Here is a 26087-nt window from a genome sequence, read left to right on the forward strand (position 1 = left end):
ATAGAAGCAAGCACAAAATTGTGAATAATGCGCGCTGTTTGGCCGATGGATCAGAAGGTGACATTTCAGATGTTGAAAGCCGAAATCCAGCTCGCCAACACACTTTCGGCTGTGCCGGGTTTGCTGGACCAACTGGACCAGGCCCTTGTCGCCATGGATGTGCCCGATGCTGACGCATTTCAGGTCAAGCTTGCGCTGGAAGAACTGGTCACCAACGCCATAAACTATGGGTTTGACGAGGGGCAGACGTCAGAGCTTGAGGTAGCCCTGCGGCGCCAGAACGAGGATCTCATTTGCGAATTGAGAGATCATGGCCGGGTGTTTAACCCGTTGGACGTGGTCGAGCCAGACGTGACGCTGGATGTTGACCATCGCAAGGTTGGCGGGCTAGGCGTGTTTTTCGTTCGTCAGGTCATGGACGACGTAAGCTATGAAAGAGCCGGCAATATGAATGTGATGCGTCTGCGCAAAACACTAGGCCGTGAAGGCGAATAGGAAGGCGAAGACAATGATGCGTGTGCTGGTTGGGAGCTTTGCAACAAGGCTCATCGCCTATCTGGCGGTGGCATTTGCCATTGCTCTGGCTGCCGCAGTCGCCCTGACGATGGCAAAGCTGTCCACCGCACTTACGCAGGCCGTTGACGGGCGCTACAGAGTTGTCGCTTCGGACCTGCGCGCCAATATTGAGACCGGGGTGAATTTTGGCCTTGCGGTCGAAGAGATCGTATCCAACGTAACGGTTCAGATCGAAAACAGGCTCGAGTCAGACGTCGATGTTCTGGCCATTCGGCTGATTGCCGAGAATGGTCGGGAAATCCTTGCGCTGCGATCGCAAGCAGAAAATCAAGAAGGCGCACAGGTCGAAAATATCGCAATGGTATCCGAACCGATCATCAACTCCTTCGGAGCCGAAGTGGGGCGTGTGGAAGTGTCCTACGACCCGACTGGTGCACAGAGTATACTCACCGAGTCCGCCCGCATTCTGTCCTTGGAAGCTGCCATGCTGCTTGCAGCCTGTATAGGTGTGATCGGAGTGGCCAGTTTTATAGCCGCGCGGCGGATCGATCAAAGGCTGGACAGGCTGACGGCGCAGTTGGAAAACGACATGTCATCCGAGATAATGCCCGAGGTGGGTAGAGATCAACTTGATCACCTGGCGCAAAACGCGATGCAGGCCTATCGCACCAGCCAAGCAGAGTTGGATGATCTGGACGTCGAGTTGCAGCGTTTGCGTGGCCCGTCGCAGACAGCCGAGCCGGGCAGGGGGGGGTGACCTGATGGATCAGATGTCCAGACGTTTTGCCCTCTTTATCCTGTCGGTTGCGGTTCTATGTCTCGTTGTGTCTGTGGGAGCCTTGGGTCTGCGCTCGATCGGGTTGCTCGAGCGCAATGTTCGACCCATTCTTGAGACCAATGCGTTGGTCGTCACCGAACGCGTCCGTGACCGCATCGAAAGCGCCGTGGCGATGGGGATACCCTATGAGGGGCTGGCGCAGGTGGACGAATATCTTGACCGCGCGCTGGAAGGCAGCCATGGCATTTCAAGCATCGTTCTGGCATCTCCCAGTGGCGTGGAGATGTATGCCTCGGGCCGGGCGCAATCGAACCAGACCAGAACTGAAGCTGAAGCGTCGAACAGTTCGCAGCAGGCGGAGCCGGATCGTTTGCGGGACCGTGGCTTGCAGGTGTTGCCAGCCTCGATACAAAACGAACTGCTGCGCTGGCTCTCGCCGGAGATGTCAGCCACCGGGAACCGAGCGCGGAGTAGTACCACTGGAAACGGCGTCGTTACCTTGCCGCTGCTGACTGCAGATGGAACAGAGTTCGGACAGATCGTTACCCGTATTGACCAAACCTTTGTAGCTCAGCAACTCCTGGATGCTGCGGCCGATATCTTGGTCATGGTCTTCGTAGCTGTGGTTTTGGCGGTTGAGATATTGCTAGTCGTGATGTCCGCCAGCATCAGCAGTCCGTTGGCGCAGGTTGCCAGACTGCTCAATGCGGTGGTGGGCAAAGATTTCCGTCGGTTGGAAAAACCGGCTGGAGGGGCGTCGATGCGTCGCGCGATACGGGCAGGTAATGCTCTTTTAGAAGCGCTGTCGACACGGATGGCGGATTTAAAGGCGCGCATTGAAACCGGCCTCGCTGACGCCGCCGATGCAGATCGGATGCGCACCCGCCTTAGAGCTGTAGGCGCGTTTGTAGAAGATGGGCGCAACAAGATTGGCACGACAGCCCACTTGGCGGGTGTGCGCGGCGCTGCGTTCTTGTTTGTGATGACGGAAGAGCTGACGCGACCGTTTCTGCCACAATTCATCTCGGAAGTGCTGGGCAGCGGACCCGCACCGGGATTCGACGGAATGGACAGCACCATTCTGATCGCGGTTCCGATCTCGACATTTATGCTGGGGGCGGCGGTGGTTGGAACGCTTGCGGCGGGCTGGGCCGATCGGGTCGGGCGTCGGAATGGATTCATGATAGGCGCCGCACTGGCCAGCCTTGGCCTTGTCATAACCGCTTTTGCTCCGAGCCTCGCGATTTTGATTTTGGCCCGTACCGTTTCCGGGGTTGGGTACGCTTTGTGCTTCTTGTCCTGCCAAGGGCAGGCGATAGACCAGACAACAACGGCCAACCGCACACGTGGCATGTCTGTTTTCGTGGGCGGCATTATGGCGGCGGATGTCTGCGGGCCGGCGATTGGCGGCATTCTGGCAGAGCAGTTCGGCTTTCAGCTGGCACTTTTGGTCGCTGCGGGATTAGGCTTGCTCAGCATTTTGCTGGCGATGCGTTTGTTGGACGGTCGCGACGAAGCGGCGCAATCTTACAAGTCAACGCATTTTGGATTTGAACCCAGAATTGTCTTGGAATGCATGAGTCAACCGCGCTTTTTAGTGGCCGCCTTGCTTGCAGCTTTGCCAGCCAAGCTTCTGCTGTCAGGCTTCTTGTTCTTCCTGGTCCCCTTGCTCCTGACCGATATTGGGGCGACCAGCAATGAAATCGGCCGCATCACGATGCTCTACGGCGCGTCCGCGCTGATCCTTATGTCGCTGTTCTCGCGGCTATGTGACCGGTTCGGGCTGCATGCCTTCATGGTGAGCGTCGGAGCCCTGCTGACGGGATGGGGGCTGGTGCCTTTGGCCTATGGCGCCACGGTTTCAGCAGTGGCCTGGTCGGTTTTGGTCCTCGGCGTCGCGCAGGCCATGAGCATTTCGGCGCAATCGGCCCTGTTTACGATTTTGGCAAAACGCGAGATCGGAACGTATGGGCCGGGTCGGGTCTTGGGTATTTACCGCATGACTGAACGGGCCGGGTCGGTCATCGGACCCCTGCTTGCCGGTATTCTATCGCAATATTGGGGTCTGGCAGGCGCGGCCGCAATTCTGGGCGGGTTGTCCGTTGTCACGGGTACCGGTTTTGCAGCCTTCTTCCTGGTTTCGGGCTTGCGGTCCGAGGACGACGACCTGAAAACGCGCGGCACAAGGGGGTATGATGTTGAGACTGTGTGATCCGCGCGTCGCTTTTGCGCGCTGGTGTACCCTGATGTTGGCGATGCTCTGTGGCGCTGGAAGTGTGCAGGCGCAAGACCAGATGCCAAACCTTTGCGAGCGTCAACATGTCGATGGCGCGCCCCATATCGTGATGGTTTTGTGGCGCGGCCCGACAACCGTTGAGCAAGGGGTCCAGGCCTATTTCGGCAATCGTGATCTGACATTCAATGTCACCTGCCTCAGCGCTAATCGTGACAGCTCGCGTTTCGCGCAGCTTGTTGAGCAGGCAAAGGAGCTGGAGCCCGACCTGTTATACACTTGGGGGACATCTGCAACTTTGGCTGCGGTAGGCACATATGAAGAAGATGCTGCAGCGTTTCCGACATCGCAAACACCGGTCCTTTTCACGATGGTTTCTTATCCGGTTCAGTCCAAAATCGTGCGAGATTTTGATGGCAGTGGGCGAAACATGACAGGCAGTTCGCATACCGTGCCGTTGGTTTCCCAACTCAAGGCGATGCAGGCCTATCGCGACGTGACCCGGATTGGGATGATCTTCAATCCACGCGAAGACAACTCGGTCCTGAACATGCGCGAGCTGGGTGCGCTAACTGAAGAGATCGGCATTGAGCTTGTGGCTATTCCAGTTCCTCTCAAAGAGGGGCCGACCGATTCCCCAGGCGAACCCGGCACAGACGTCGAAGCAGGCAGCGGCGAAGAAGAAGTTGCCGAAGGCCAGCCTGACCCATCGGCCTTGCCAGAATTGATTGCCCGGATAGCCGCACAGGACGTACAGTTTCTGTATATCGGGCCGGATAATTTCGTTGGTACCAACCAGGAAACCATAATTGGCGAGGCCCTTTCGTATGGTATCCCAAGCTTTACCGGCACGGAGCTCGAAATCCTCGATGGGGATGCATTGGTTGGGCTGGTCACGCCATATTACAATCTCGGTCTTCTCAACGGATCGCTGATTGAGCGAATCCTTCTAGATGGTGAAGCGCCCGAGGCAATTCCGATCAGCACCCTGGCGCGGTTTACCTATATCGTGCGCATGAATGTGGCGCTGCGGATCGGTGTGTTCCCGCCGCTGGATATTTTGGAGTTTGCCCGCATTCTCGAAGGAGAGGCCGAATGATGGCGACCGCGTCCCAAGGGCCGGCCAATGCGGCCGGGGGTCACGCGCCTTTGCATGGGGCTTGGCCTCAGGCCGTGCCATACGGTCTAGTACTGCGCAAAATGGATATAGGTGATTTGGACAGGCTGACGGCTTTTCATGCTGAGCTGCATCAGCTGAGCCACCAGCAGCCCGCACCATTCGTACGCGAAAAAGATGTGTTCTTTGCCGAGCACCTGACAAGTGCGGGGGAGGTTTGGGGTCTTTGGGAAAATGCCGGTCCCAAATACCAACTGGCCGGATATACTGTTGTCGGATTGCCAACTGCGTCCGATCCCGCAAATTTTGGCCGCGACCTAGGGATGGATGACGAGGCGGACCTCGCCCTGGTTGCGCATTTGGACGGGACGGGTGTTTTGCCGCATCGGCGCGGGCTTGGCTTGCAACGCTATCTGACTGGGTATCGTATGGAGCGGGCGCGAACATTGGGGCGCAAAACCGTGATATCCATGGCGTCACCGCAAAACAGTTTTTCTTTGTCGAACCTGTTGCAATGTGGCCTGCCAGTTCAACGATTGATTCAAAAATATGATGCGTTGCGGTTTGTTCTGGTTCGGGATCTGTCCGGACAAACAACATATGAGAACGACCCCCATCCGGTCATGGTACCGCTGCTGGCAAACCCAGAAGAACATGTACGGTGCTTGCAGGCAGGCCGCGTGGGCATCGCATTGAGAGATGTCGGTGGAACCTTTTCGCTCGTCTATGCAAAGCGTAGGGAGGAGGCAGATCAATGACGTCCGGCTCTGACACCGCAGCACTTGCACGGCTCAGCTTGCGCAGTCGGATCACGACAATTGTCTGTGTCGTGTTTCTGGTTCTCACGGCGCTTTTGCTATTCGAAATGCACAGCCGCGAACGGGCAATGCAAGCGCGGCTGGAAAGCGCGTTGATGACCAGTCTTCAGCTCAATCTCGAAAGCTTGCAGGATGTCGAATTTCAGCGTGCAGAGGCTTATGCGCGCCGGTTTCAGGAGAACCGGGAGCTTGCTGAGGGATTGCGTGACCGTAATACCGAACTGATTGATCTTCAGCTTGTGGAGTTGCAAGCCGACCTTGACCCCACTGCTGCGCAGTTTGTCAGCTTCGATGGCGAGCTTCTTGGCGGCTCAGACAGCCCGCTGGTTGAAGCACCGATTTTGCAGGCGGAGCATCTTGATGTGTTGCGGGCGCAGGGGCGTGTGACCACAGGGCTGGTGTTCGGGGCAGACGGATCTTTGGTCCATGTCGCAGCCGCGCCCCTCTTTGTGCATGCGCGTCCGGTGGCTGCGGCTATCGTCGTCAGCCCATTTCAACGCACAACCGATAAGTTAGCCAAAGGTTTCGGTTCGCAGGTTCTGACTTTGTCGGAGGACGGAGACGTCTTGCAAAGCAGCGGCACAGCCATGGTCGAAGAGCAGCGGACAAAAATCAGCGCGCAAGCGATCCGGTCGGGCATTTCCCTATTGGGAGACGATGGAAAATCTCTTCAGATTGCCAGCTTGCCTGTTCCGAGCACGTTTCTAGACGCGCCGCTGTACGTGGTGGGTATTCAAGATGCCTCTGAAGCGCTGCGCAAATCCCGGATCGGAAACGCCATATCCGCTCTTGCGTTGGTCAGTGGCCTCACGCTGTTTCTGGCGTTTATCAACTGGTCGCTCAGACATTCGTTCTTTCCCTTGAATGCGGTGATCCGGTCGCTCGACGCATTGTCCGAAGGTAAAACAGACCAGGCCGTGAACGTGCCGAAGACAGATGACGAAATCGGTCGACTTGCCGGCACGTTCGAAGTCTTTCGGAAAAGTATGGAAGCCCGGAGCGAATTGGAACGGGTCAACCGCGAACTGGATGTGGCGACACGCATTCAGCAGCAATGCCTTCCAACAACATTTCCCGAATTGGCAGAGATGGGTTTTGCTGCGGACATGGTGCCGATGCGCGAAGTCGGGGGGGACTTCTACGATGTGTTCGACCTGCCGTCGGGCAAGATCGGATGCGTGATTGCGGATGTCTCCGACAAAGGCATGGGGGCGGCCCTGTTCATGGCCATCTCGCGCACCGTCATGCGGGCGATTGCCGCATCGGCGGAGGGGCCCGCAGACTGCGTGACGATGGTGAACAACTACCTTTGCGTCGACAATGACGCGATGCTCTTTGTCACCTTGTTCTATGTCGAAATCGACCCGCATACCGGCGCGATGGTCTTCTGCAATGCGGGGCATAATCCGCCGGTCATCGTCGGTCCCGAAACCGAACCACGTTTTCTGAAGTTCGATCAGGGCCAGCCCGCTTTGGCGGTATGGGAGGAGTTCGACTACGAGGAAGAGACCGGCTTGCTTAACCCGGGAGAGACACTGTTTTGCTACACAGATGGCGTGACCGAGGCGATGTCGGCCGAGCTTGAAGAATATGGCGAAGCGCGTCTGCTGGAGGCAATGCGTCCGCTGATGGGTGCAACGCCGTCGGACCAGCTTGAGGCCATCATGAAGTCGGTTTCGATCTTTACGGAAGGGGCTGAAACCAGTGACGACATCACCTGCCTGTCGATAGAGTTCAAGGGCCAGTTGGCGCGGTCGGAAGGCGATGCCGCGGAGCAAGCGGTATGAACAGGCAGGTTGCCGGGTGGTGGGCATGAAAACCATCGCAACCTGGCTGGTACATGTTGTCCGCGCTACCCGTGTCGGATGGAGCTTACCTCCTGCCATGGAGGACGGGCCCAGGGGTCAGCTTTTTGCCAATTTGATGCAGGCCCAGATAGCAGAGAAACTGTCAGCAGACAGATTGGTCAGCTATGAAACAGTTCGCGACACGGTGCGCGAGGCGGTATCTGTGCTGCATCGCAAGGGAACCGACGCAGCCGGTGAAGTCTTTGCAAATGCGCAGCGCTTGGCCGCGCCGCTTGCCGACGCGGATCCGGAATTGGACGCCCTTTCGCAAAGCTGGATCGAACAGGCCAAGGCCTTCTACGACGTCCGGCTCGGCGACTTGAAGTCTGCAGAGATCCGGTTGGAACGGGCGATGGCCGATGACACGCGATTGGAGCAGGAGTTCGGTTATGACCTGATGCATATCGGGCGCATTCATACGCTTCACCTTTGGCTGCGGGTTCAAGCGGCAAAGGGCGATGTTTCCACTGCGCTCGAGGCGGCGGATGCTGTATTGGTTTATCTGCATGGTGGCGGAGAGGATCTGCCTTTTGGCACCGGGTGGTCTCCGACACATGCTGCGCAAATTCGACCCGACCTTGCTGCGGCCATGACTTACAGGATCTGCAGTGAAATCGGCGCCATCTTGCAGTCGATGTCTCAGGCCGAGGCGCGACAGTATTTGTTGGTGATGCCGGGGCTTAAACAGGTTGCCGCTTTGGACGCCTATGACGAGATAGCCGCCTGGCGCAGTGTAAAACTGGCTTGGAGCCGAGGTCAGGTTTACGCGTTTTTTGAGGCGCTTGTACCAGCACTGATGGCCGGGCGCGGCCAAACATGTCTGTGGTACACGATGGTGCTGGATGCAGTTTCGATTGCAAAAGCGCTGAGACAACAGAGCGGTATGCTGTTTTCGGAGGATGTCGTACATCGGGCCGAAGAGGACACCGCAGACCCGATTATCCTGCCCGGCGCTATTCGGGCTGCCCTGCGAAACTGCGATACAGCACCCCTATCGGCCCCATTGGTTGTGAATTGGCCGAAGCGCCGATTTCACTTGATGTGCATGGGGTTGCCCAGATCAGGGACGACATCTCTGTATACTCTGTTCCGCCCAATGCGCGCAGCAAACGAATATGCCGAGAAAGCAACGATCAAAGCTCTGACCAGCCAGATGCCAGATTCGGATCTGACTGCGTTTTTGGTACGGCGCGACCGCGAAGGCGCGCTGGAGATGGATGCTGCCAGTTTCTTGCATCTTGCAGCACCCGAGTTGGTGGCCCAGTGCCCAAACGCTGGCTTCGTGCTACCCGTCAGGCCGCCTACGGAGTGGTTTGAAAGCTATCTGAAAATGCTTCTGCGCTGGTATGACGGGTTTCAGGCCAAGGGTCGCACGCCGCCAAGCTGGATGGAAGCGTATGGCCAACGCCTGTTTGGCCATTTTGACTGGGCGGAGATTGCCTCGGAAGATGCGCGTGACCGTTTCATGCCGATGGTCGCGCAACGGTTTCTTTCTCATTGGGCTGATACCACTTTGCGCACACTCGATGTTCTTCCGCCCCAACGCAGGCTAGTATTGCACACGCATGATCTGGGCCGACGCCGTGGAGATATGGCCCGGCTGGCCGGGATCTCTGAAGAGCACCTCACCATGGAAAGCCATGCCAATATCAGCCCGCCCGGCCCGGACATCCTGCAAGGAATATCGAGGACGGAATTGGCACAGATGGCGCAAGAAATCTGTGGCCCTGCCTATTCAGCCGCAAGCGCTGAGGCCGATACGCACAAGGTGCCTGTTTAGAAAATGACGATGCAGGAATGCCAGATGCTCTCGGGTCGAGATCTCGTCTTTCTGGGGCCATCCCTATCCTTGCAAGAGGCGGTCGCGCTGCATCCCGAAGCCGTTTTTCGACCACCGATCAGGTTCGGCGATCTCTATGCTATTCTGGCGTCTCCACCCGCCCGGGTATTGATAATCGACGGCTATTTTCATGCACACACACCGATCTGGCAGCGCGAAATCCTTTCGGCGCTTGACGCAGGTGTCGAGATTTTCGGAGCCTCAAGCATGGGAGCGTTGCGGGCGTTAGAGCTGGCACCATATGGCATGGTCGGTTTGGGAGAGGTCTTTCGACAGTTTGAAAGCGGCGGGATCGAAGGTGATGACGAAGTGGCGTTAAGCCACGGCCCGGCCGAGATGGGATATATTGAGCTTTCCGTTCCGTTGGTTGATCTGCGTTGGGCCGTGGGAGAGATATTTGGAAATGAACCGCAGACCGGTAATCTGATCGAACAGGTTAAGTCCTGGGGGCATGTGGAACGGACGGTGGAGCGGATCGTTGCTGCAGCCGACCGGTTAGGACTAAATGGTGCAGAGTTGAGGCACTCACTGGCGGACCGGACCCGGTTGAAGACCCTGGATGCAAGGGCTGCGTTGACGCGGTTGGTCAATAGCGGGCCTGCCGGTGGCAACAAGGCTGATCTGTGGCCAAACCCCAACTCGGCGCCGCTCGATGTTGAACCACGACTAGCGCGCCTTGTGAATGGGCCAGATGGTCGACCGCTCTCCCTGAGCGCGCAGTTGCAGACCCGCGCTGCCCAGCCCGGAGCCTTGTCGGATGCGTGGCGACTGAGCCGACGTCATTGGTTTCTTCAAGATTGGTGCGCATTGACGGGGCAAGGTCCGAACGAGGCGGGGGTTTCACGGTTTGCGGGTCAGGCCGTAAGCGAATATGCGAAGGCTTGGGGGCTAACTCAAGAAAGCTGGCTTGCATTGCATGGGCTACGGCTTGAGGAACTGGCAGCCGTTTTTCGGGGCTTCGCCACAAGCGATTGGATCGCCCGGCGATCCCCTCAAGATCTGAACTTGACGTGTCAATTCGGCCCCGAGGTGCCCTCTGAAATGGCTGTTTTGCTTGACTGGGCCGCGCGCTCTGGCGTCACACCGCCAGAGGATGTGGCGAGGGAGGCAACTGCGACTGCCGTTTGGCTCGTGCAACAGAGCCCCTTGTTTTTCGGGGCTGTTGATTGGCATGAGGACGTCGCTTTGCTTGACACGTCAACCGCCGGAAATCAGCTGTTCGCGCGAGCCAAACCATGAACACCAGCACGCATGATCTGAGCGGGTTGCAATTCGCAGCAGGACTGTCGAAGCAGTCAAGCCAAATGGGCCATCTGCGCAAGTATTCGGCGGAAGAAACCTGGACCCGGATCCAACCGGATTTGAAGTCCTGCGGCGTGACCCGCGTCGCTCCCATCACGCAGCTGGATGTTCTGGGTGTTCCGTCCTGGGTTGCCGTGCGCCCAGGTGGCAAGGTGCTTCAGGTCTCCAATGGCAAGGGGCTGTCCGACACCGCCGCGCGCGTCTCCGCTGCCATGGAGGCCTGCGAGTTGCATCGGGCCGAAAACCCGTTGCCCAGTCAGATTTGGCAAGCCTCGGGCCAATCCCTTCCGAACGAGCGGAGCGGGGGTGCCAACCGCATCCTGCGCCCGCACGAGCTGCCGGGTATGCTGCCGCGATACTATGAAGACGGGTTTGTGGCGGAATGGACCCTGGGTGTAAACCTGAGCGATAGCCAACCGTGTTTTGCGCCCTCCAGTGCCATCTATTTCTTGCGCAGGCCAGGTTACTACGAAACCAGTTCTAACGGTCTCGCCTCGGGGAATTCGTTGGCAGAGGCCTATCTGCACGGGCTTTACGAGGTAATTGAGCGCGACGCGATGTGTGCTGTTCGACAGAATGGAAAGCTGTTGCTACGGCAGAGAGCGCAGATCATCGACCCCGATAGCGTCAATGACCCGGCTGCGCGATTGATCCTTGATCGTTGTCACGAAACAGGGTCTGAGATGCGACTGTTCGCGCTTCCAGGCGCAGTGAATCTGCCCGTCATCTGGGCTGTATTGTTAGATCAAGGCTCGGGTTCTGCCCGGTCGAGTTGCAATGTCGGGTGGGGATGCCATGCACAGCCACAGATCGCGCTTCACCGTGCCATCACCGAAGCGGCTCAGTCCAGGCTTGGCATGATCCATGGTGCCCGAGACGACATTCTACGCAAACCCGTCCACGCGGTGGAAGGCCCTGCGGCGAGCCCGGTCTTCGCGTTCTTTCGGAACCTGAAATCCGATACCTCCTGGTCCACGATCTCCGAGGCCCCGTATCTGGATCCGGGGCAGGGGCCGGACATCGCGATCAGAAGGATTGTGGATGCGCTTGAGAAGAATGGCCGTGGTCCGGTATTCGGGTTCGATCTTAGTGATCCGACGCATAATTTCTTTGCTGCTCGGATCTTGGCCCCGAAGCTCAAGTTCGACAAAGCACTATTTTAGGTTGTGTCGCGTGGAATTGTGAGAAACTATGATTGAAACGCGGTTTTTGGAGGAGCGATATCGTGACCAGCATGATCGAGACCGGGCGGGGAGAATCCACCGTGGAAATGCGCAACCGCAACCGCTATGTCGACACGTTTAGCGATTTTTCACCTGAAGAGATGGAAAGCCTATGTCAGGTGAAGCGCTTCATCGAGTGCTATGAAGGCGATCGTGACTTCCGTAAGGCACTGGACGACGACGGCAATTTCTCTGACGACCAGCGTAAGATGCTGAAAGATATCGGGGTGACGTTTGAACCCGAAGAGCTTTCGCTGCTGTGGGAGCAGCCGAGCTTCAACGCTGAGTTCAGCCACCACGCGTTTCCGGTGGACACATTCGAAGAACTGCCAACCGAAATTCACGAGACCCTGGCAGGTTATCCGCGTTTGCGCGTGTGGTTTTTGTGGCGGTTTCGGCGCGAGAATATTGGCTTTGTTCAGAAAAAAATGGTGCTGGCAACGCCGTCGGTGAGCAAAGAATACACGGTCTGGCGCGCGCGACGTATCGCGACCACACGGAATGAACTTGGCAGCTACGGCTGGGATATCGATCATCCTTGCCATGCTGTCGAGATGGCCGTTGGGTGTTCTGTTGGCTGCCATTTCTGTGCCTTCGATGCACCGAAACTGCAAACGGTCTACGACGTTTCCGTACCGGAAAACCAAGCGATGGTGGCAGGGGTCGCGCAGGGCATGGCGGATGTGCTGGGCTGGCCAGCCGCACATGGGATGCTCTACTGGAGCACGGAACCCCATGACAATCCGCATTACGTGAAACTGCTGGAGATCTGGCAATCGATTACCGGTGCGTCTTTGTGCACTGCGACAGCGCGTGCCAAGGAAGACTGGGTCGGCGAACTGATCGGATTTTACAGCAAAGTCCCGGCGCCCTGGCCTCGTATCAGCGTCCTGTCACGCAACATCATGCGGCGGCTGCATAAAACGTTTACGCCTTCGGAAATGCGAGACACCATCCTTCTGATGCAGCAGGCAGATGCCGAGGTTTTCCGTGCCAAAGTGCCCGGGGGTCGCGAGCGCATGCTGCAGCAGTTGGTTGAATCCGACGACTTGCGCAATATTGACACGGACAACCCGCCCGAAGGCTTCGACGTGCCCCAAGGATCAATCGCCTGCGTTTCCGGTCTGTTGGTCAACATGGTCACCCGGTCCGTTCGATTGATTAGCCCCTGCTATACCACGCTGGAAAACCGTTATGGTTATCGCGTGTTCGACGAGGCCACATTTGAAGACGGAGAGGATTTCAAGCGAGTGCTTGAAAAGATGGTGGCCCGGTCAATGGTGACCGGTCCCTATCAGGAGATGCCCATGAAGTGGCGCGACGACCTGAAATTCGTCGAGCAGGAGGACGGGTTCGCCTTGATATCTCCGACCACCCGGCGCGATTTTCGGCGTGGAACATTGCATCTGGTCACTGGCGCGCTGATTTCCGAGGGTACGCTTACTTACGGCGAAGTGTTTGATCAGCTGTCCGACCATCCGGAAATCGGTCCGATGGCGGCGATGGCGATGCTCGATAATCTGTTCTCCAATGGGTATCTTTGCGAGATGGCGATCACGCAGGACTACCGCGCCAGGAAAGAAGCGGAAAATCCGTCGCTGCTGGATGTCGAAATCGCATAGCTTGGTGGTCACTTCAGAGATTGATCTGGCGGCCCTTACGGCCGCCGTTTCTTTGCAACCCGTCTATCGCCAACCGCCACCCCCTTCGGCCTCGCCGCCTTGAGTCGGTGATTGATTGAAGGGCGGACGTAACACACCAACATATGCTTTGGCCTCGATAACCTCGGCTCCGACGATGACCAGTTTGAGGTGGTGCAGATTGCACGAGAGAGCGGGATAAATCACTTGCGGACCGTCCGCAGACCATGTCGGCAACGCATAGTGTTCAAGAAACGGCAAATCCCGCAGCGCGCTGATCTTCTCGGGACGCGCCAGACCTGCGGTTTGAAGTAGGCTGAAAGCGGATTCCCATGGCTGCGTTGAGAACGCGTTTTCCTTTGCATATAGTTCTACGCCCAGCTTGGGTCCGACGCCATCCGGCATCAGGTCGATATTGAGAGCAGGCTCACCCAATGGGTCGACGTAGTTCTGCCAGACTGTCTCGACTGTTCCCAAGTCTCCGGGCCAGCCGATCTGGTCAAGCCAAGCGATGGCTGCTTCGCAATCCAGGCCGGTCAGGCATAGTCGGGTGACAACAACGTCTCGGGCTCCCATCACACCCATCTGAAAGACAGTGGCGCCTTCGGGAAGCGCATCGGCAAATTTCGCCAAATGGCCGCTGTCGATGTCCAGTTGGAAGAATCGGTGCCCAAGCTCGGGCAGCGCGGCGAGAAGGACGCGGTCGGAGCCTTTGGATTGTTTGTTTGGCCCCCAAAACATACAGGGTTTGTCGAGACAGCTTTTCAGTTCGTGCCCTTCGGTGCTGGCGCTGTCGACTTCCAGCCAGACATTGCCAAGCATTGGTTTCCACTGCGGCCCGTCGCGCCAGTCCAGTGCAAAGTTTGACAGATCGTCCCAGAACGCAGACCGCTTCAAAACAGAAGTGGACGACGAGGATGAAGACGCCATCACGTGGTCTCCGGCAAGTGCGCTGATCGATCCGTTGCCCTGAGCGATTTCCCAAAGAATATCTGCGCGTGGAGCACGATCGCCCAGTCGGAGTTCAAGACCCCAAAACGGCGCCATCTCTGCTGGCAGTTGATCGGCCACGTGATAGAGGCGCGTCATGCCGGTTGTATCGACGAGCTCGGGGCGAATACGCGGTGCGATCAGTCGCAACACGTCGCCAATGCTCTGGCAGTGCGGAGCCAGAGACCTTTTCGCGGTGGGAGCGTCCAGAACATCGTCCTCGATCGTGGATGACGCGGCAGAGTTTGAAGGGGTGGTCATGTTCCTGTTACCTCAGAACCATGTTTCGGGTCAGGAAAAGCCCGTCGAATGTAATTGGGACAGCAGTCGCGGTCGAGATCGCGGCATTGATATCGTCCACCTGGCCTTCCACGGCATGGACATGTAAGTGCGGTTCCGTCGAATTGCCCGAGTTCCCGACGAGCCCCAATTCCTGTCCGGTGCCGACACCGGTGCCTGCGTCGACAGACAAACTGCCCGGTTGGAGATGAGCCAGCAGCACGGTGATGCCATCGCAACTGAGTAGAACAAAGTTTCCAGCCGGCGCCTGCAGGTTTGCACCACCAATAGGTGTTTCGGGCAGGTCGTCGCGTGTTGCAAGTACATCTCCCTCGCAAGGCGCTATCACGGGCATTCCGAAGATCGCGTAATCCTCTGGATTTGACGAGGAAACGGTCTTGGCACGCTGGCCATCGGGCCAGAGTGCGACCAGATCCGTCGCGTATTTCTGGCTTGGTGTGGTGAAATGATGGTTGAGGATGATCGACTGCCCACCCTGCATTACCGCTATGCGATCACCGCTCAGCGGTAGCGCCAGATTGACGGCATCGGCGGGCACACTTCCCGCTGTTAGGATTTTTAGGAGATTGGTTAGGAATAGGGCCGTTGGCAAAGCAAATGCCATCAGTGAAATCCATCCGCCCCATCTGTTCGGGACATATTGTGTTTCAGCAGACCGACGGATCGGGCAGGACCAAATCGTTGCGGCAACCGCCAGCACAATCAGAATCCATCGCCATGGCAATCCGATGTCCAACCAGACGACGCCACCGAGAAACAAAAAGGTCGACAAGCTCAACAGCAGTGCCGACCGCAAAAGCCAATCCGCCCAGTTTCGCGGTCGCCTCAGGGTCAGATCGATTGCAAACAAAAGCGGCAGGCCAAATGTCAGGATCAAGGCCAGCCATTGGCTATCAATCATAGAAGCTGCCTCTTCGCTAAGGCGGCAAACGATCCATCGCGGGACATCAATTCGCTGTAGCGCCCCTCTTCAATGATCTTGCCGCCTTCCAACATGATGATCCGGTCGGCGTTTACAATGGTCGTCAAGCGATGTGCGACGACGATCCGGGTCAGGTTCTGTTTGTCGAGGCTCGCGTTCACAATTGATTGGGTCTTGTTGTCCAGCGCGCTTGTGGCTTCATCAAGGATCAAGATGCGTGGTGTTTGCGCCATCGCGCGCGCGATCATCAATCGCTGTTTCTGGCCGCCCGAAAACGTGCCTGCGCCTTCAGAAACTACGGTGTGAAGCTTCATGGGCATGGCTTCGATATCATCTTCCAGACCGGCGGCAATCGCCGCTTCCATTGCATCGTCCTGTGTCAGCCGTGTAGACCCAACAATATTCTCGAAGATCGTTCCTGATGTGAGGCGGCTGCCTTGTAGAACTACTCCGATCTGGCGGCGCACGGCGCCAAGATTCAACCCGTGCAGATCCTGCCCGTCAAAATACACGCCACCCGCTTCGGCTTGTTCAAAGCCAAGGATCAGGCGCAGGATCGTGGATTTTCCGGAACCGGATGCACCGACAAACGCGACAAATTCGCCGGGACGGATCTTGATCGAAATGTTGTCAAGCACCGGAGGACCTTCAGGGTCATAGCGGAAAGTTACGTTGGATAATTCGATCTGACCTGTCAGTTCTCCCGGGTCGAGGGCATCGCTGCGTACTTCGGGCACCGCTTTGAGTATCGGGTCTGCGCGGCGATAGAGCGGAACAATTTCGATGATCTGCGAAGCGGCAGCAGTGAAGGCCATAACCGAGGCGTTGAATTGACCCAGTGCTGCGTTGAAAGAGAGAAAATCACCAATGGTGAAGCCGGGACCGTCAAGGCTTGAGTCATTCAGTTGATAGTAGACATAGGCAAACACGGTGATCGAGGCAGCCACTGGAAACATCGCGTTGAACACGTTTTGACCGGCATTCAAACGGGACGCGGCGTAGGTGTGACTTTTGGTTTTCTGGTAGAGCTTTGCCCAACGCGCAAAGGCGCGGCTTTCACTATTTGAACTTCTGAGCTTGGCGATACCTGCGAGGAACTGGAACACCTGACCTTCGATCTTGCCCATCGTTTCCAGCGCAGCCTGTTTGTGCGGAATCATCGCCCAAGTAAAAATTGTGGTCACGAGGATGACGATCAGGATCAGCCCGGTGGCTACCAATGCGAGTTCCCAAGAGTAGTAGAACAGCAGCGCGAAGGAAAAGAGCGAGAAAATAAGCGAAAACACGGATTGCAAAGTTGCGCCCGTCAGAACTTCGCGGATCGAGTTGATGCTGTTGGCCCGGTCAGCCAGATCACCCGAAGTGTAATCTCTGAAGAATCCCAAAGGTAGTGCAAGCAGCCTGTCCCAGACAGCGGATTGAATGCGACCGTCCATCTTACCGGTCACGCGCAAAACGGTGAAGCCGCGGGTTATGTCAAAGATGAAGACACCCAGAGCGGATAGGATCAAAGCCCCGATGACCGCTGTGAACGTGTTCAGATCGGCGCGTGGCACCACGTCGGAGAACAGATAACCAATTGAAACCGGCACGGCGAGGCCGAGCAAGCCGGACAGCAATCCCAAGCACAGCACCAGCCATAATTCACGCCGCATGCCGCGCAAACCAAATGAGAGGACTTCCTTTACGTCCAGCCCCTTCAATGGGAAAGGCACATAGAACATATAGGCAAAAGCATTTAGTTCGCTTGCATTGCGCCGGGTCAGTTTGGTGCGCGTCCCAGACGCCGGATCTACTATGACGTAGTCGCCAGAGGCAGAGCTTGGCATTAGGGCGACGGGGTGTGTTTCATCCTCGTCCAAATACCCGACAAGCGCACCGACATCCGAACGATACCAATTGTCGCGCAGTGCAACACGCCGCATACGCAGCCCCGACGCGCGGGCATATTCCTTGAGCCGGTCAACCCATTTACGGTGCGTGCCATGCTTTGGTTTTTTCGCCACAGAGCCCTGGCTGCGTACAACATGGGAAAACGCCGTGAAAAGCAGGTCTTCGCCCGTGTCGGTGTCGCCGCCGGTCTCGGCCAGGTTCTCCAAGTCTGGACGCAATACGCTGCCCAGTGTGGCCAAGGCTCCTGAAAAACGGACTTGCCGCTGTCCGAACCGTGCCGCGCGTACTTCGGTCGCCTCTGTACGCGCCAAATCGATCTCTTCTTGGATGATCGGGAGGAAGTAACGATGGAAATTGTCCATAGCTTCCCAGAGACCGCCCAAAAACAGAAGTGTTGGGGTGTAGGCGCAACTGATCGTGCCGTCGGTTCCAAAACTGATCCAGCTTTGATCCGTTATGGGAACCGCTACACCGCCTTGCTCCAATTGGCATTCGTCGCGGTCCAGAAACTTGGCTTCGCCGTCATCCAGCGTACCCCAGACCACATCCTGAAACTGCGCGCAGGCATCGGTTCCCTCTGAAAACGCCTGCGCCGGTTCCGCTTCAAGCACGAGCGCGTTGCGCGGAATTCGGTTCTGGACTATGGCGCGCGACAACAGCCCGACCCAGGTGTCGATCCAGTCCACGACGATAATGTCGAAGTCTTCGCCCTGAACATCTGCGGCATCGCCTTCGTAAAGCTGTGTCCCCATGGCCGCCACAGCCCGCAGCGCCAGCCGATTGCCGTTGGGTAGTTCAAGGCTGGGTACACCAAACAACACGGCACCAGGGCCGACATGCATGACGTGCCGTCCGGTCGAAACCACCTGATCTCCCGACATCTCGATGGCGTAGACGTCGATATATCCCACCAGCACGAGCCAGATTTTAGACGTGTCTTCGATCAGGAAGGGACGGTGCCCGCCCACCGCCATGCGCGTGCCGGTGATCTTTCCCAGCAGTTCGGCGTCAAAGGCGTCCTGAGTTTCGGTCTGGACCATGTCTGTTTGTGTCATGTTCTCAAACCCCCTATTCCGCCTGCATCAGGCTGCGATAGGGCCCGTCTTGTTCGATCATTTCTTCATGAATGCCGCGTTGCACCGCTGATCCCTGGCTCAGCACGATGATTTCGTCGCTGTCGCGGACAGTCGAAAGTCGGTGCGCCACAACCACGCTGGTGCATCCGCGCCGTCGGACATTGTCGTCGATCTGTTTTTCCACAATCGGATCGAGTGCTGCGGTCGCCTCATCCAACACGAGGATAGAAGGATTAACCGTGAGAGCGCGGGCGATTTCGATCCGCTGGCGTTGGCCGCCAGAATAGTTCGCGCCCATCTCTGACACTTGTGTGTCATACCGCCCGGCGCGCGCTTCGATGACGTCCAGAATGGCGGCATCGCGTAGCGCGTTCACAATGTCACGCTCCTGCACCATTGTGTCCCACATCGACAGGTTGTCGCGTAACGATCCTTCGAACAGGAAAATCTCCTGATCCACGGTCGAGAGCGATTGCGAAAATACCCGCTGCGGTATCTCGCTAAGGGGCTTGCCGTCGAACAGGATATCTCCGCTCCATGGCGCATAGAGCCCTGTAATCAACTTGGCCACCGTTGACTTGCCGCTGCCAGATCCGCCGATCAGGGCCACGCGCTGACCCGGTTCAATCACCAATGACAGCCCGTTGATGAGAGGGGGGCCAGCCTTTGAGTAGCCAAAGACCACGTCGCGCAATTCGATGCGCCCGTTCAATTTCATGAGGGCGGCTTCGGCTGGCGTTTTCTCGTCCTGCACGCCGGACCGCGGATCGAGCTCATGGTTGAGAACGTCATCAAGGCGAGCAAGGTCGCCTTTGATTTCCTGCAGGCTGCCGGCGAGGTTGACCATTTGCTCGATCGGGCCGGTGAAGCTTCGCATCAGGCTCTGGAACGCGACAAGCGTGCCGATGGTCATCGCCCCGTCGATCACCCGAAGCCCACCGAGAAATAATATCGCCACTGTGATCAAGGCCGACACTAATACGGGCACCGATCCCAGGATCGTCGTGAAGAAAGAAAACTCCTGCCGGGATGCCAGATACTTGGCCTGATACCCAGACCATTTGGCAAAGAAATCATCCTCTTGGCCCGATGATTTCAGAGTTTCCATAAGTTGAATGCCGGCAACCGACGTGCCCGCAAGCTTGCCCTGATCTTGCATTAGCCGGCGACTGCCATCTTCACGCACCCGATTGAGCAACCTGAGGACAAGCACGTTCAGCAGCGCAAGCCCTGCGCCCACCATCGCCATGAACGGATCAAAGGCGAACATCACTGCCAGATAGAAGATAACAGTCGGAAGTGAGGCGAGATTGGTTGCCAGTGGGCCAGACAACAATGTGGCCACGCGGTCATTTGCCGTTACGCGTGACAGAATATCTCCGGCAAAACGCTGGTCGAAGAAGCCCTGGGGCAGTCGGAAAACATGCCACAGAAAGGCCGATGCCTGCGTCAAGGCAATCTTGGTGTCCAGCCGTACCAGTGAAATCTGTTGCAACCAAGTCAGCGCTCCGCGCATCAGCCCAGTGAGCGCCATTCCGATAAGGAGTGGCATGACCCAGTTGTCGAGGTTCTGGATCAGAATTTCATCGACGAAGATCTTTGAGAAAATCGGGATGACCAGTCCCGGAATGACCAACGACAAGGTGGCCAGCAGAACGAAGGTCACGGCGGTTTTTGAACTGCTCAGACGGCGGAAAAGACCGGCCAGGTCCTTGGGGCGCTCACCGCCCTTTTTGAACTCCGGCCCCGGTTCGAATGCGAGTACAACGCCTGTGTAGCCTTCGTCGAACTCTTCAAAGCTCAGCGTGCGCGGACCCATCGCCGGGTCGTTGATGTGAACTTTCTTTCCCCGGATGCCTTCCAGGACCACAAAGTGATTGAAGTTCCAGAACACGATGCACGGCATCTTGATGTCGAGCAGCTTGGGCAGACTGTATTTATAGCCTTTTGCTGTCATACCATGCCCGCGCGCAGCCTTCAGAACGTTCGACGCTTTCGAACCATCACGGCTCACGCCGCATTCGGACCGCAAGCGTTCAAGCGGGACATAACGACCATAGTAGCGCAGGATCATGGCCAGAGCGGCGGCGCCACATTCCACGGCTTCCATCTGAAGCACGGTTGGGACCGACTTTCTGCGTCCCTTTCTACGGGCCGCCTCCTTGAAGGCCTGCAATTCCTTGTCAGCGCTCTGATCGTCTGAGGCGTTGGATTGGGAACCGAAAAACACGTCAGATCAAGCCTTTTGCAAAAAACAGAGTGCAGCGCGGAGAGGTATGGCGGGGCACCTTAGAGGCCCGTCCATTCACGCAGCAACGGGATCACCATTTCAATGGGGCGCTGGGTGCGCACGGTCACTTCTGCTTCGGTCAAGGTGCCAGAGCGAAGTTCCAGCCCGGCGCCTCTGTCCGACGTCCACGCATAACCAGAAACTGAATCCGGATCCCGATCGAGTCGTACGATCGCTCTGTAGGGCGGGCCCGAAGTGGAAAACTGCCGCACAAGCTCGTTATTGCGCAGCACAGCCATCATGCCATCGACGGTCGAGGGGAACTCGGACACCTGTGTGACCTCACCGCGAATGGTGCCGTATTCTTCACGGGCCGCAGTCAGCGGAGAAACCTGAACCCGCATGCCCGGTTCCACCGATTTACCATCGGATGGGTTGACGTACAAAACCAGCTCAAGGCTGTCACCCAGAGTTTCAAATGACAGCGCGGCTTCGCCGCGCCCCAAAAGCTCGCCGGCCGTAGCCTGCAATTCGGTCACGCGGCCGGCAGCGGGGGTTACGATGACAGAACCGCGCTGTAGCTGGCTTTCGATCGCAGCTTGCCGGCGTTCTGTTTCGGCAACGCTCTGCCGGGCCTGCTCAATCCGCTCGTTATTGTTCGCCAAGGCGTCGAAACGGCGCACTTCAATATCGGACAATACCTGTCGCAGTTCACCTAGTTCCTTAAGGATGGCATCAACGGCCAACTGACGGTCGAGAACAGCGTCATTGGTGACACGGCCACGTTCTAACAGGTCTTCGTATTCTTCTAGACGCTCGCGCGCGTTTTTCAGCCGTTCCTGGGCGACTTCCACCCTCTCATTGGTGGCGCTGATCTGCTCTTTAAGCGCATCGTCCTGCAACTCTGACTGCCGTTCCACATCTGCCTGGACTCGACGCAGCTCACTCTTTGCCTCATCGACGGTTGCAATCATGTTGTCCAACTCGATCTGCAGGTCCCGCTGGGAGAGGCGCGCAACGATCTGATCCTTCTCGACGAGATCGTCGATCGAGACCTCCAGCCGCTCCACGATACCGTCGGCCTGCGCCACGGCGTCAAAGACGCGTCCGCCTTCGATGATCAGAATACCGTCGCCTTTTACACGCGACGGGAGTGAGCCCACAAAACTCCAGACGATGGCCGCGGCGAGCATCGACATCAGCATAAAAATGGCGAGCCACGCTTTGCTGTCCGTTACCGGAACCAACCTGTCGAGCTGCTCTGGAGAGGCAAGTCGGTCCATCGCACTTTTGCGGAAGATATTCTTGCTCATTTCTCACGTCCCGACGGTTTTACGGGCCCTTTTCCGGATTTCTTGCGTTTATCCGCCACGTTCCGGTTCGGTTGACCCTTTGATTGAATTCTCTGCGGTGAAAACCGTTCCGTCAAGAGATTCATGGGGCGCTTTGCTGGCGCTATCGACTTTTGACTTCAACAGGTTCCTGATCTCCTGACCCAAAACGGATCCTGCAACCTTAAGTTGATGTTGTGAAAGGGAATTTGTCTCATTGTGAGGGAGTAGCGTCTGTGGCTCATGCAAGGTATCTTGATAGCGCTCGTCTGTCTCAAGGCGCATATTTAGACGTTTGAAAGTTGGAGAAAGCCTGTCCAACATTGCGACCTGCACACTTTTTGCAGGGTAGGCCGCGTGCGCGGTGACCTCTGGCAACACACTGCACAGCGCATCAGAGAGGATGCGGCCGCGCCTGCCGATTTCAGCATTCAACGCCAGTTGCAACGCTGTTTCCGCGCGGGTCAGGCCCCTATTGATTGTTGGGACCTTTGGAGCATTTAGATCTTGTGCAGCAAGGCCAAGCCAGTCTGCCAGGCGGTCGGCAAGATTTGCCTTGTGACGGCTGTAATTGAACAGTTTAATCGAGACGTTCGGTTGATCGCCATATGCTTCCAGAAATCGCAGGACCAGATCGGGCACGGAATAAAGCTCAAAAAAACGCTCCAACGGGGCCGTCCCACCTGCACGTTTCACATATTGCATCCAAAGCGACGCCGCGTGCGAAACAGGGTCTCGGATCGCAAGCAAAATGGAAACCTCGTCATAACCGGCCTCAATGGCCAGTTGCCCCAGAAGTTCCGGATTCGACGCTGTTGCCAGTTGCGGAAAGAACTCTTCGCTCGACAGGATCAGCCCTCGGTCGGGGCGGGGGTGGTCGTGCAACAGGGCCTTCATCGCATGAGGGGATTGTGCCGCGACGAGGCCATTGCCCTGACCGACTTCTGCGTTTTCTTCTTCGTTCTCCTGCCAGGAAGGTGACGGGTAATCATAACCGTGCCGCGCCAACACAGATCGATTTTCCCTCAGCAGCGCCTGTAGAAAACTGGTGCCTGTCTTGGAGTGGCCTACGTGCAACAAGAGTCTTGACATGGGACCTTCTGAGGTTGCTAAGAATGTGGGGTGGCGCCGTGTCTTCAACGCAACTGCATCTGGAATGTTCTCGGAAGTAAAGGTGACTTACGATGCTTGTGCAAGCACCCAATGCGTTGCGCGTCGCAGGTGTGACAGGCGCAGATGCGGAGAGCCTTCTGGCGACGCTTTCGCCACCGTTCGAAGGTCCGGACACGGCTCCGGAATTCCCATTGTCGGATGAATCCTTTGTGGAAACATGGGATAAATATGTAAGCAGCCCAGACATCTGGCTGACGTTGTCCACCGCGCTCCCACAGCTACGCTTCGAGATTTCGGATATGCAAGGCCAGAACCCCGCCTATCTAGCCGCGACCAAGCGGGGGGACCTGTCTTTGGCGCCAAACCCCGCGGACGGATTGCAACTGGAAGCGCCCGAGGCTTTGAGCGTGACGTTACACCAGACTCCGGCCGGTCGAATACCCGTTCTCGAGCCCGCCACGCGATCGGATTTCGAGGCTCTTCTGCGCGCATTTTTGTATCGCTGCGAACCCGTTGCTGTGCCCCGCAGTATGGGTGCGGCCATGGTGTCAGGCTTCAACAACTGGGACCGAATAGCGCGGCTCAAGGCAGGTTGGCTTGCTAGTGGCAACTCTGAGTTTGACTGGACAGCGCATTTCAAGGCAGAGATTGTGCCCAACAAATCTCTCTATCAGGATCGGTTCATAATCCTGTCACGTGGCACCTACAGCAACGTAACCGCCGATGATTTGCCCGGTGGTCAGGAAAAGGTTCTGGAGCTATCACGGGTGATCCGGCTGGAACATGAATGTGCCCATTACTTCACCCGGCGCGTTTGCGGGCAAATGCGCAACGACCTGTATGACGAGCTGATGGCTGATTATGCCGGGCTTGTTGCTGCGACCGGTCAGTTCGATGCGGAATTATTTCTGATGATGATTGGGCTGACACCAGACCGAGCGCTTCAGCCTCAGGCCCGCGCCCGAATATACCTTGACCAAAATCTCACGCCCGCTGCCGAACGCGGCATGCTGAGACTGCTGGCCCACGCTGCTTCAGTATTGGACAGGCTGCATCGGGACCATATCGTACCGCGACTGGGCACCTCCTCAGACATCGGGCAGGTTTTGCTCGCCCTTTCAGCATTGTGCTTCGAGGACTTCGCAGCAGGCGACATAGAACACCGATTTATCCAGAGCCTCGACTGGGCGCGCGCTACCTGACAGGCGACCGAAGCGCAAAGCATAGGGTGAAGTTTTTGCAACTTCGGGTGGTGGCATCAATTGACTTTTGACTGGTTAGCCTGCCAGTTTAGCGCCAACCAAGAAGAGCAGATATAGCCCTGAGGCTAAATGGGAGCGACCGATGGAGATTAATGTCATCCAGCATGACGGCTACGCGCAGCTGGTTGTTACTGGCCGTATCGACAGTTCAACCGCCCCTCAGTTCGAAGGCGCATTGATCGGCCAGCTCGACGGGGCGACGACGTCGACGCTCGTGGACATGACTGCCGTTGATTTTGTCAGCAGTGCGGGGCTGAGGGTGTTCCTGATGGGTGCAAAAAAGGTCAAGGGAACCGCTGCGCAAATGATTCTTTGCGCGATGAATGACAATATTCGCAACGTCTTCAAAATGAGCGGGTTTGATCGCATTCTGTCGATTGCAGACAGCCTCGAGGACGGTGTGGGCCAAGTCAGCAGCTAGGGGGCTGCGCGGCGATGTATTTCCCGCGCCCATTTCTGGCAGCATTGTTGAACGCTGTCCTGCCTCCATTGATGGCAACTCAGGTCGTCTTTGCATCAAGCTTGGCCGAGCAGATGTCCGGCGTTCTGATTTTTGCTGTGTTTTGCCTGTTCTTCCAAATCATGCTGCCGCGGACACCGCCATGGGACAGGTGGATCATATTGGTCAGTGGAGTCGCCATGGGAATGGCCATTTTTGCTCAGACCGGCTTACCGATCGGCACGTGGTCGGACGCTTTTGTAGGGCTGTTGGTCAGCCTACCGATTGGTGTGTTTTGCCTTCTTGTGACACGCCAACAACTTACCGGAATGGTCAAATTGCATTTGCACAGCCCGGTATCAGGCGGCCGATTTCTGGTTATACAAGGTGGAGCCAGTCGATTCTTGAACCATCACCTGAAATGCCTGCATGTTCCGGATCTTCGTGGCCAGTCGTACGGGGTCGACATCGTTGCTGCGGGATTACTCGGTCTGCAAACGCGCAAGGTCTGGCCGCGAAGCGTGGATGATTTCTGGATACATGGGCATCCACTGATTTCACCGGTTACAGGGCAAGTCAGTGCCGCTAGCGACGGAGCCGACGACCAAGCGCTGGGCGCTTCGGATCGAACCGCCCCTTTAGGAAACCATGTCTGCATTCAGTGTGACGATCCCGAATTTGGCCGGATCGAGGTTTGTCTGGCACATCTTCGCAAAGGCAGTGTTTCGGTGGCGAAGGGGGATGTGGTCAAGATCGGGCAGCTTGTGGGTGAAATTGGCAATTCGGGAAACTCTTCGGATCCGCATCTGCATATTCACGCTCATCGGCCCGACGGATCGGGCAACCCTCTGAGCGGTGAACCGGTTCCGTTCAGGTTCCAAGGTGTGAGCATGTTGCGACGCAACCGAGTTTTCACCGTTTCAGCTTAGAGTCTGACAGGGTATTGCCAAGTTGCTTGTCGTGTCTGATCTGGTAATGGGAATCTGATGAACATCCAGAGGTTTCTGTCTGCGCATGACCAGATCAACCTAATCTTCCGTCCTCGCCGCTATCAACTCACTGCAAGCTCATACCAACAGGCACGTTCCGACGCCTTCAACCTCTGGGATGAGTACACCGCTGAAATGGTGGTCTGAGTGCTGCTAGGTGTTCAGTCCCGGCATCTGGTGGATCGGATTTAGGATGAATCGATCTGGCTCAGAAGTCCAGATTTTACA

The 26087-nt window shown here is 56.9% G+C and carries 19 protein-coding genes and 1 pseudogene; 14 read left to right on the forward strand and 6 right to left on the reverse strand.

All coding sequences use genetic code 11. The annotated features are described in order from the left end of the window. The first annotated feature begins 69 nt into the window (after positions 1-69). The 10 genes from HW561_RS21375 to HW561_RS21420 all read left to right on the forward strand — a co-directional run bounded on the left by HW561_RS21375 (position 70) and on the right by HW561_RS21420 (position 13296). Positions 70-495, forward strand: coding sequence for an ATP-binding protein (locus tag HW561_RS21375; protein ID WP_176867385.1), 426 nt, complete (start codon positions 70-72; stop codon positions 493-495). A gap of 13 nt (positions 496-508) precedes the next feature. Then, positions 509-1273, forward strand: a complete 765-nt coding sequence (locus HW561_RS21380) for a hypothetical protein (protein ID WP_176867386.1) — start codon at positions 509-511, stop codon at positions 1271-1273. A gap of 13 nt (positions 1274-1286) precedes the next feature. Further along, complete coding sequence (locus HW561_RS21385; protein WP_176867387.1) at positions 1287-3506, forward strand: MFS transporter; 2220 nt, start codon at positions 1287-1289, stop codon at positions 3504-3506. Then, the gene (locus HW561_RS21390) at positions 3490-4626 is read left to right on the forward strand and encodes an ABC transporter substrate-binding protein (RefSeq protein WP_176867388.1); all 1137 of its coding nucleotides are present in this window, start codon (positions 3490-3492) and stop codon (positions 4624-4626) included. The genes HW561_RS21385 and HW561_RS21390 overlap by 17 nt, the downstream gene beginning before the upstream one ends. Continuing rightward, positions 4623-5402 (forward strand): hypothetical protein, encoded by a 780-nt coding sequence (locus HW561_RS21395; protein ID WP_176867389.1) that lies wholly within the window; start codon positions 4623-4625, stop codon positions 5400-5402. The genes HW561_RS21390 and HW561_RS21395 overlap by 4 nt, the downstream gene beginning before the upstream one ends. Next, the gene (locus tag HW561_RS21400) at positions 5399-7249 is read left to right on the forward strand and encodes a PP2C family protein-serine/threonine phosphatase (RefSeq protein ID WP_176867390.1); all 1851 of its coding nucleotides are present in this window, start codon (positions 5399-5401) and stop codon (positions 7247-7249) included. The genes HW561_RS21395 and HW561_RS21400 overlap by 4 nt, the downstream gene beginning before the upstream one ends. Before the next feature lie 25 nt (positions 7250-7274). Beyond that, positions 7275-9089 (forward strand): sulfotransferase, encoded by a 1815-nt coding sequence (locus HW561_RS21405; RefSeq protein WP_176867391.1) that lies wholly within the window; start codon positions 7275-7277, stop codon positions 9087-9089. A gap of 3 nt (positions 9090-9092) precedes the next feature. Further along, positions 9093-10388, forward strand: coding sequence for a TfuA-like protein (locus HW561_RS21410; RefSeq protein ID WP_176867392.1), 1296 nt, complete (start codon positions 9093-9095; stop codon positions 10386-10388). Further along, positions 10385-11614, forward strand: coding sequence for a YcaO-like family protein (locus HW561_RS21415; RefSeq protein WP_176867393.1), 1230 nt, complete (start codon positions 10385-10387; stop codon positions 11612-11614). Before HW561_RS21410 ends, HW561_RS21415 begins: the two co-directional genes overlap by 4 nt. A gap of 62 nt (positions 11615-11676) precedes the next feature. Further along, the gene (locus HW561_RS21420) at positions 11677-13296 is read left to right on the forward strand and encodes a hypothetical protein (RefSeq protein ID WP_176867394.1); all 1620 of its coding nucleotides are present in this window, start codon (positions 11677-11679) and stop codon (positions 13294-13296) included. A gap of 63 nt (positions 13297-13359) precedes the next feature. On the opposite strand, the gene HW561_RS21425 is transcribed toward HW561_RS21420, so the two are convergent. The 6 genes from HW561_RS21425 to HW561_RS21450 are packed head-to-tail and all read right to left on the reverse strand — an operon-like array spanning position 13360 to position 23148. Beyond that, the gene (locus HW561_RS21425; RefSeq protein WP_176867395.1) at positions 13360-14565 is read right to left on the reverse strand and encodes a hypothetical protein; all 1206 of its coding nucleotides are present in this window, start codon (positions 14563-14565) and stop codon (positions 13360-13362) included. Positions 14566-14572: 7 nt separating this feature from the next. Next, positions 14573-15505, reverse strand: a complete 933-nt coding sequence (locus HW561_RS21430; RefSeq protein ID WP_176867396.1) for a M23 family metallopeptidase — start codon at positions 15503-15505, stop codon at positions 14573-14575. Then, the gene (locus HW561_RS21435) at positions 15502-18474 is read right to left on the reverse strand and encodes an NHLP bacteriocin export ABC transporter permease/ATPase subunit (RefSeq protein WP_176867397.1); all 2973 of its coding nucleotides are present in this window, start codon (positions 18472-18474) and stop codon (positions 15502-15504) included. Before HW561_RS21435 ends, HW561_RS21430 begins: the two co-directional genes overlap by 4 nt. Before the next feature lie 13 nt (positions 18475-18487). Then, positions 18488-20725 (reverse strand): NHLP family bacteriocin export ABC transporter peptidase/permease/ATPase subunit, encoded by a 2238-nt coding sequence (locus HW561_RS21440; RefSeq protein WP_211198728.1) that lies wholly within the window; start codon positions 20723-20725, stop codon positions 18488-18490. Positions 20726-20784: 59 nt separating this feature from the next. Next, positions 20785-22038 carry an NHLP bacteriocin system secretion protein gene (locus tag HW561_RS21445; RefSeq protein WP_176867398.1) on the reverse strand — a complete coding sequence of 418 codons (1254 nt, stop codon included), beginning with the start codon at positions 22036-22038 and terminating at the stop codon, positions 20785-20787. 48 nt (positions 22039-22086) lie between these two features. Further along, a complete protein-coding gene (locus HW561_RS21450; protein ID WP_176867399.1) occupies positions 22087-23148 on the reverse strand; it encodes a hypothetical protein in 1062 nt (353 codons plus the stop codon). Positions 23149-23240: 92 nt separating this feature from the next. On the opposite strand from HW561_RS21450, the gene HW561_RS21455 reads away from it, so the two are divergent. From HW561_RS21455 to HW561_RS21470, 4 genes and pseudogenes are all read left to right on the forward strand, one after another. Then, positions 23241-24371, forward strand: a complete 1131-nt coding sequence (locus HW561_RS21455) for a DUF7005 family protein (RefSeq protein WP_176867400.1) — start codon at positions 23241-23243, stop codon at positions 24369-24371. A 142-nt stretch (positions 24372-24513) separates the two neighbouring features. Beyond that, entirely contained in the window at positions 24514-24852 is a 339-nt protein-coding gene (locus HW561_RS21460; protein ID WP_176867401.1) for an STAS domain-containing protein, read from the forward strand. A gap of 14 nt (positions 24853-24866) precedes the next feature. Next, positions 24867-25799 carry a M23 family metallopeptidase gene (locus HW561_RS21465; RefSeq protein WP_176867402.1) on the forward strand — a complete coding sequence of 311 codons (933 nt, stop codon included), beginning with the start codon at positions 24867-24869 and terminating at the stop codon, positions 25797-25799. A 66-nt stretch (positions 25800-25865) separates the two neighbouring features. Beyond that, positions 25866-26006, forward strand: a pseudogene (locus tag HW561_RS21470) (IS6 family transposase); the annotation flags it as partial. Between the last annotated feature and the right edge of the window lie 81 nt (positions 26007-26087).

Source organism: Ruegeria haliotis (genome assembly GCF_013377785.1).
Lineage (GTDB): Bacteria > Pseudomonadota > Alphaproteobacteria > Rhodobacterales > Rhodobacteraceae > Ruegeria > Ruegeria haliotis.

Bases quoted from the DNA above. Each gene is read 5' to 3' on its own strand.
- HW561_RS21375 (WP_176867385.1), top strand. From the start codon at position 70: ATGTTGAAAGCCGAAATCCAGCTCGCCAACACACTTTCGGCTGTGCCG.
- HW561_RS21380 (WP_176867386.1), top strand. From the start codon at position 509: ATGATGCGTGTGCTGGTTGGGAGCTTTGCAACAAGGCTCATCGCCTAT.
- HW561_RS21385 (WP_176867387.1), top strand. From the start codon at position 1,287: ATGTCCAGACGTTTTGCCCTCTTTATCCTGTCGGTTGCGGTTCTATGT.
- HW561_RS21390 (WP_176867388.1), top strand. From the start codon at position 3,490: ATGTTGAGACTGTGTGATCCGCGCGTCGCTTTTGCGCGCTGGTGTACC.
- HW561_RS21395 (WP_176867389.1), top strand. From the start codon at position 4,623: ATGATGGCGACCGCGTCCCAAGGGCCGGCCAATGCGGCCGGGGGTCAC.
- HW561_RS21400 (WP_176867390.1), top strand. From the start codon at position 5,399: ATGACGTCCGGCTCTGACACCGCAGCACTTGCACGGCTCAGCTTGCGC.
- HW561_RS21405 (WP_176867391.1), top strand. From the start codon at position 7,275: ATGAAAACCATCGCAACCTGGCTGGTACATGTTGTCCGCGCTACCCGT.
- HW561_RS21410 (WP_176867392.1), top strand. From the start codon at position 9,093: ATGACGATGCAGGAATGCCAGATGCTCTCGGGTCGAGATCTCGTCTTT.
- HW561_RS21415 (WP_176867393.1), top strand. From the start codon at position 10,385: ATGAACACCAGCACGCATGATCTGAGCGGGTTGCAATTCGCAGCAGGA.
- HW561_RS21425 (WP_176867395.1), bottom strand. From the start codon at position 14,565: ATGACCACCCCTTCAAACTCTGCCGCGTCATCCACGATCGAGGACGAT.
- HW561_RS21430 (WP_176867396.1), bottom strand. From the start codon at position 15,505: ATGATTGATAGCCAATGGCTGGCCTTGATCCTGACATTTGGCCTGCCG.
- HW561_RS21435 (WP_176867397.1), bottom strand. From the start codon at position 18,474: ATGACACAAACAGACATGGTCCAGACCGAAACTCAGGACGCCTTTGAC.
- HW561_RS21445 (WP_176867398.1), bottom strand. From the start codon at position 22,038: ATGAGCAAGAATATCTTCCGCAAAAGTGCGATGGACCGACTTGCCTCT.
- HW561_RS21450 (WP_176867399.1), bottom strand. From the start codon at position 23,148: ATGTCAAGACTCTTGTTGCACGTAGGCCACTCCAAGACAGGCACCAGT.
- HW561_RS21455 (WP_176867400.1), top strand. From the start codon at position 23,241: ATGCTTGTGCAAGCACCCAATGCGTTGCGCGTCGCAGGTGTGACAGGC.
- HW561_RS21460 (WP_176867401.1), top strand. From the start codon at position 24,514: ATGGAGATTAATGTCATCCAGCATGACGGCTACGCGCAGCTGGTTGTT.
- HW561_RS21465 (WP_176867402.1), top strand. From the start codon at position 24,867: ATGTATTTCCCGCGCCCATTTCTGGCAGCATTGTTGAACGCTGTCCTG.